The organism is Nocardioides sp. J9 (assembly GCF_007829375.1).
Taxonomy (GTDB): Bacteria; Actinomycetota; Actinomycetes; order Propionibacteriales; family Nocardioidaceae; genus Nocardioides.
In genome coordinates, this window is record NZ_VLJQ01000103.1 from 1 (window position 1) to 5,840 (window position 5,840).

Annotated in this window: 7 protein-coding genes; 3 read left to right on the plus strand and 4 right to left on the minus strand. The window is 75.3% G+C overall.

Features of this window, described 5'->3' with window-relative positions; genetic code table 11:
* Nucleotides 1-503 (plus strand): bifunctional 2-polyprenyl-6-hydroxyphenol methylase/3-demethylubiquinol 3-O-methyltransferase UbiG (locus L615_RS17785; RefSeq protein WP_145725942.1); only part of this gene is annotated, 503 nt, incomplete at its 5' end.
* A gap of 214 nt (nt 504-717) precedes the next feature.
* On the opposite strand, the gene L615_RS17790 is transcribed toward L615_RS17785, so the two are convergent.
* Nucleotides 718-1,512, minus strand: a complete 795-nt coding sequence (locus tag L615_RS17790) for a DUF3027 domain-containing protein (protein WP_051485509.1) — start codon at nt 1,510-1,512, stop codon at nt 718-720.
* A 45-nt stretch (nt 1,513-1,557) separates the two neighbouring features.
* On the opposite strand from L615_RS17790, the gene L615_RS17795 reads away from it, so the two are divergent.
* Complete coding sequence (locus L615_RS17795) at nt 1,558-3,075, plus strand: MFS transporter (RefSeq protein ID WP_261376757.1); 1,518 nt, start codon at nt 1,558-1,560, stop codon at nt 3,073-3,075.
* 6 nt (nt 3,076-3,081) lie between these two features.
* On the opposite strand, the gene L615_RS17800 is transcribed toward L615_RS17795, so the two are convergent.
* Nucleotides 3,082-3,477: a cold-shock protein gene (locus tag L615_RS17800; RefSeq protein WP_028654603.1), complete on the minus strand. Its 396-nt coding sequence runs from the start codon at nt 3,475-3,477 to the stop codon at nt 3,082-3,084.
* A 133-nt stretch (nt 3,478-3,610) separates the two neighbouring features.
* Here L615_RS17800 and L615_RS17805 point away from each other — a divergent pair, with 133 nt between their 5' ends.
* Nucleotides 3,611-4,204 (plus strand): GNAT family N-acetyltransferase, encoded by a 594-nt coding sequence (locus tag L615_RS17805; RefSeq protein WP_145725943.1) that lies wholly within the window; start codon nt 3,611-3,613, stop codon nt 4,202-4,204.
* A 22-nt stretch (nt 4,205-4,226) separates the two neighbouring features.
* On the opposite strand, the gene L615_RS17810 is transcribed toward L615_RS17805, so the two are convergent.
* Together L615_RS17810 and L615_RS17815 are read right to left on the minus strand one after the other, a co-directional pair.
* Nucleotides 4,227-5,453 (minus strand): RDD family protein, encoded by a 1,227-nt coding sequence (locus L615_RS17810; protein ID WP_145725945.1) that lies wholly within the window; start codon nt 5,451-5,453, stop codon nt 4,227-4,229.
* A 31-nt stretch (nt 5,454-5,484) separates the two neighbouring features.
* Nucleotides 5,485-5,840: FHA domain-containing protein (locus L615_RS17815; protein ID WP_186449919.1), on the minus strand; the 356-nt coding region annotated here is incomplete at its 5' end.

Below are 5,840 nucleotides of genomic sequence, written 5' to 3' on the forward strand. Positions count from 1 at the left end.
CCGACGCGATGCTGCCGCGCGGAGCCCGCGTGCTCGACGCCGGCGCCGGCATGGGCCGGATCGGCGCCCACCTGCAGGCGCAGGGCCACCGGGTCGTCGCCGCGGAGCCCGACCCGACCCTGGTCGAGCAGGCCCGGCGCTCGTACCCCGACCTGCAGGTGCTTCCGCTGGAGATCCTCGCGATCACGCCGGAGGCGCTCGCGGAGTCCGGGGCCCCCGAGGAGTTCGACCTCGTCGTCTGCGTCGGCAACGTGCTCACCTTCGTCGCCGAGGACACCGAGGTCGCCGTGCTCGAGCGCCTCGGCAGCCTGCTCGCCCCCGGCGGGCGCATCCTCGTCGGCTTCCACCTGGCCGGTGGTCCGGCGAGCGCCCGGTCGTACTCGCCGGAGGAATTCGTGCGCGACGCCACGGCCGCCGGGCTCCGGGTCGACCACCGCTTCGGCGGCTACGACCTCCGCCCGGTCGACGACCAGTACGCCGTCTGGATCCTCCGCCGCGCCTGAGCGCTCGGCTCTCGACCACTCGGCGCGCGCGTCGTGACGCCTCGACCCGCCACAAGTGACGTCTCAACCCGCCACAGCTGACCACTCGACCCGCCACAGCTGACCACTCGACCCGCCACAAGTGACGCCTCGACCGGCAACCGCGGCGCGAGGCGTGCCGCCGGGCGGAGGCGGGACCTACGGAAGACAACCGCGGCGCGCTCGCGCAGACAGCTCAGAAGGTCTCGAGGCCCTCGGAGGAGATGGTGTCGAGGACGGGCGGGGCGGGGGGCTGGGGCTGCTGGCGCTTGCTGAGCCGGACCTCGGAGTGGCCGCCGCAGCCGTGCTGGAAGGCGACCACGCGGCCGTCGTCGTTGGCGTCGCCGTTGGCGCAGACGCCGAACATCTGCGAGAGCGGGCCGGAGAGGCGGACGAGGAAGCCGCAGGAGTAGCACTGGTGCGGGGCGGAGCGGGCGATCGGGGCGTCGGGGCCGGCGTCGCCGTCGTACCAGCGCTCGGCGGCGGCGTCGCGGCCCTCGGGCGAGAGGACGCGCACGCGGCCGAGGCCGAGGTCCTTGGCGACCTGGCGGACCTGCGCCTTCTCGTCGGTGTCGAGCGGGTCGTCGCCGAAGGAGTACGTCGGCACGAGGCGCGGGTCGTCGTCGGAGACGGGCAGCAGGTCGCCGGGCGACATGTCGCCGGGCTGGAGGCGCTCGCGGTAGGGCACCCACGGCGGGGCGACGATCGCGTCGGAGCCGGGCAGCAGCACGACCTCGACGACGGTGACCTTCCGCTGCCGCGAGGCGCGGGTGAGGGTGACCGCCCACTGCCAGCCGCGGTAGCCCTTGCGGGTGCAGGCGAAGAGGTGGGTGACGACGCGCAGCCCGTCGACCTGGTGGCCGAGGTGGTCGCCGACGTCCGCGGCGTCGACCTCGTCGAGCAGGGCCGCGCGGGCGGCGTCGACCGCGTCAGCGGTGGCGGCGTCGGTCAGCTTGCGCTCGAGGGTGGACACCGGCACAGCATCGCGCATCGTGGCGACGTCCGTCACCTCGGGGGTGGCAGGCAAGATAGGAGGGTGAGCACCGACGGAGCCCAGCCCCGCCCTCCCGGTGGCCGCCCGCGCCCCGACGGTGCGTCGTACCCGCCGCCGCCTCCCCCGCCCCCGGGTGCCGAGGTCCCCGGCGACGTCCCGGCCGCCGAGCCGGGCTCGGTGCGGGCCGCGAAGGCGACGGCGCGCGGCGTCGCGGGCTTCGCCCGGGTGACCGGCCGCGCGAGCAAGGCGACGGTCCGCACGGCCCGCCGTGCGGCAGGTGCGCAGGGCGCCGAGCGCTCGGGCCTCAACCGGCTGATCGAGCTGCACGCGGCGAACGCCGCGGGTGACTCGGCCTTCGCGATCGCGCTGGCCGGCACCGTCTTCTTCGCGGGCGCCACGAGCGGCGAGCGCGGGCCGGTGCTGCTCTTCCTCGGACTGACGATGGTGCCGTTCGCGATCGTCGCGCCGCTGATCGGCCCGTTCCTCGACCGGTTCAGCCACGGCCGGCGGTGGGCTATCGGCGCGACCTTCGCGCTGCGGGCGTTCCTGTGCTGGGTGCTCGCCGGCACCCTGGGCGACGGCTCGCCGTGGTTCTACGTGGCGGCGCTCGGCGTGCTCGTCTCCTCGAAGGCGTACGGCGTCGCGAAGGCCGCCGCCGTCCCCCGGCTGCTGCCGCACGAGATCACGCTCGTGAAGGCCAACGGACGGGTCGCGCTGTCCGGCGTGGTCGGCGCCTGCGCGTCCGCGCCGCTGGCCGGCCTCGCCYACTGGATCGGGCCGGAGTGGGCGTGCCGCTACGCCTTCCTGGTGTTCACGGTCGGCACCGTCGCCGCGATCCTGCTGCCGGCGAAGGTGGACTCCTCCACCGGCGAGGAGTCGATCGACGCGCCCCGCGGGGCCGCGACGGGCGGGCGGCGTGGCGGCCTGCCGCCGAAGGTCGCCTTCGCGCTGCGTGCCAACTGCGGCCCGCGCCTGCTGTCCGGCTTCCTCACCATGTTCATGACCTTCGTGCTCGCCACCGAGCCGCTCGACGGCTGGGAGAGCACGACCCGCTCCACGCTGCTGATCGGCCTCGTCGTGGGCGCGGCCGGCCTGGGCAACACGGCCGGGATCGTGCTGGCGTCGCTGGCCAGGAAGATCAACCCGTCGGTGATGGTGGTCGTCGCGCTGCTCGCCGACATCGTCGTGCTGGTCGTGGCGACCCTCTTCTACGGGCTGGTGCCGCTCGTCGCGCTCGGCCTCACCGTGGGGCTGATGCAGTACCTCGCCAAGGTGTCGCTCGACTCCACGATCCAGAGCGGGGTGCCGGTGCGGGCGCACGCGAGCGCGTTCGCGAAGGGCGACACCACGCTGCAGCTGGCATGGGTGATCGGCGGCTTCCTCGGGGTGGTGCTGTCCTACCCGGCGGTCAACGGCGTCGGCCTCGCCTTCGCGGCCGTGCTGCTGACGGCGTGGGCGGTCTTCGTCCTGCGCAGCGCCCCGGCACGGCAGAAGAAGGCGGCGGCCACGACGACCGCCGGGGCCGCGGAGTCCGTGGTCCCGCCGCCCCCGGCTACCTGAGCGGGCTCAGGCGTCGAGCTCGTCGGCCAGCGCGCGGAGCAGCTTGGCGACGGGCTGGGAGGTGCGACGCTCCGGGTGGCGGCCGTGGCGATAGGCCTCGCCGACGCCGTCGAGCAGCCGGATCAGGTCCTCGACGATCGGGACCATCTCCTCGGGCTTCTTGCGGCGCGCCTCCTTCTGGTTGCGCGACACCGACGCCGGGGCGTCGAGCAGCCGGACCTGGAGGGCCTGGTCGCCGCGGCGACCCTGCGCGATGCCGAACTCGACGCGGGCGCCGGCCTTCAGCGTGGTGACGCCCTCGGGCAGCGCGTCGGAGCGGACGTAGACGTCCGGCCCGTCGGTCTGGGAGAGGAAGCCGAAGCCCTTCTCCGCGTCGTACCACTTCACCTTGCCAGTCGGCACGGCCTCGACCTTCCTCGTAGGTCCTGCGATCTGCGACGCCCGCTCGGCGCCGCGACCGCACATGTTAGGACATGGGTTCGAACGCCCGGAAAGGACTTTCGCGGCTGTCCGTGGCGCGCCCTAGGGTCGGGGCATGGGACTCGACCGGATCACCCCCGCCCTGCCCGTGCGCACCGAGCGGCTGGTGCTGCGGACGGTCGCGCCGTCCGACTCCGCCGCGATCGGCGCCTACTGCGCCGACCCCGAGGTCACCCGCTACCTGCCGTTCCCCGCGCTGGACGAGGCCGGGCTGGCCCAGCGGATGGAGCGGCTGGTCGCCGGCACCGCCCCCGTCCAGGTCGGTGACGTGCTGGCGCTGGCCGTCGAGCACGAGGGGGTCCTCGTCGGCGACCTGATGCTCCGCTTCGAGGCCGCGCACGGCGAGGGCGCCCCGCCGTCGATCGCCGAGCTCGGCTGGGTCTTCGCCCCGTCGTACGGCGGCCGCGGGCTCGCGACCGAGGCCGCCCGTGCGCTGGTGGACCTGGCGTTCACCACCTACCCGCTGCACCGGCTCATGGCGCGGCTGGACCCGCGCAACACCGCGTCGGCGCGGCTGTGCGAGCGGCTCGGCATGACCCACGAGGCGCACACGCGGGAGGACTACCCCGACCGCGACGGCTCGTGGAGCGACACCTCGGTCTACGGCCTGCTGCGCCGTGAGTGGGAGGCCGCACGCTCCGGTGGGTGAGCAGGGGCGCGGGTCGGTTCGGTCAGTCCTCGCGCTCGACGGTCATCGTGCGGTCGCCGAAGCGCACCTCGTCGCCGGCGAGCAGCGTGCTCGGCCGGCCGGCGCTGAGCGCCTTGGACAGGCCGCGCCGCACGACGTAGGAGCCGTTGGTGGACCCGCGGTCCATGACGACCAGCGCCCCGTCGGGAGCGACCTGGAACTGGGCGTGGGTCTTGGACAGGGACATGTCGGCCGAGCGCAGCGGCACCACGTGCCGCACCTGCTCACCGGAGCGCGGCTCGGGCCGGCGCCCCACCAGCGCGAGCCCCTCGACGACGAAGGACTCCCCGGTGTCGAACGCGACCCGCCAGCGGGCGGTCGCCGGCTGCGTCGTGGTGTCGGCCGGGTCCGGCCGGACCCGGGTCTGCTCCCCCGCGGGCTCGATGGGCGCGAGGGGTACGGGGGCGGGCGCCGGGGCGGGCGGCGGGGCCACCGGCGGCGGCACGGTGGCCGTGGCGGCCATCGCGGGCACCAGCACCGGGACCTCCCGGGTCGGCGGCTCCTCCGGCAGCGGCGAGCGCACCGGCGGTGCGGGTGGTGCCGGGGGCGCCGGAGAGGGCGCGGCGGAGGGCACCGAGGGCGGCCAGGCCGGCGGAGGTGTCGGCACCGTGCCCGAGCGGGTCGCCACCACGGCCGGCGCCGGGGCCGGGTGCGACGACGGCGGGTCCGGCATCAACCGCAGCGCGGTGAGGTTGACGATCTGCTGGGCCTGCCCGGGGCCGTCCTCCTCGACCACGTCGGGGACGGGCCGGACGTCGACGACGACGGCATCACCGATCCGGTCGTGCAGGCCCCGGCGTCGGTGGCCGGGGTCGGCGGCAGCCGTCCACGCCAGGGTGGCCAGGCCGATGCCGAGCGTGGGCAGCGTGGCGAGCCCGAGCACGGCGTACCTCCCGAGCGCGGCCGGGACGCCGATCGGGCGGCCCGTGGAGCGGCGGACGACCCGCAGCCCGACGGCGGCCTTGCCGGGTGTCAGGCCGGTCGTGCCGACGAGCACCGCGAGCACGACGCCGAGCAGCACGTCGCACGCGACCACGGCGAGCAGGGCGGTCGTGACGGTGGTGTCGAGGAGCGCCCACACGGCGTATCCGCCTGCCCCCGCCAGGCTCCAGGTGACCACCCGGTCGAGCACGAACGCCGAGAAGCGGCGGTCGAGCACGGCCGGCGGACAGGTCAACGGGGACGTGGCGGGCGGGGGGAGGTGGGACATGGGCAGCGCTCCGAGTAGCGGCCGCCGGCCGTCAGGGCCGGGTGACCTGGATGGTGATCCCGTCACCGAGGTTGATGGTGGCGCCCGGGATGAGCTGCACGGCGATGCCGGGCTTGAGGTCCTCGGGCTGGAGGCCCGGCTGGACCAGGACGGTGCCGTTGGTCGAGCCCATGTCGGTGACCACGGCGCTGCCGTGGTCGGCGCCGGTGCCGGGACGCACCTCGATGTGCGTCGAGGAGATCTCGTGCAGGCGGCTCGGCACCGCGACCAGCATCGGCTGCTCGGTCGAGGTGAACCGTCGCGCCTCGGGGGCCCGGCCGATGAGCACGGCGCGGTCGACGACGACGGTCTGGCCGTCGGAGATCAGCAGCTTCGCGACCGGCGGGG

What these genes read in the sequence shown, in the direction of transcription:
- L615_RS17790 (WP_051485509.1), bottom strand. Translation starts at nt 1,512, where the DNA reads ATGCGCGATGCTGTGCCGGTGTCCACCCTCGAGCGCAAGCTGACCGAC.
- L615_RS17805 (WP_145725943.1), top strand. Translation starts at nt 3,611, where the DNA reads ATGGGACTCGACCGGATCACCCCCGCCCTGCCCGTGCGCACCGAGCGG.
- L615_RS17810 (WP_145725945.1), bottom strand. Translation starts at nt 5,453, where the DNA reads ATGTCCCACCTCCCCCCGCCCGCCACGTCCCCGTTGACCTGTCCGCCG.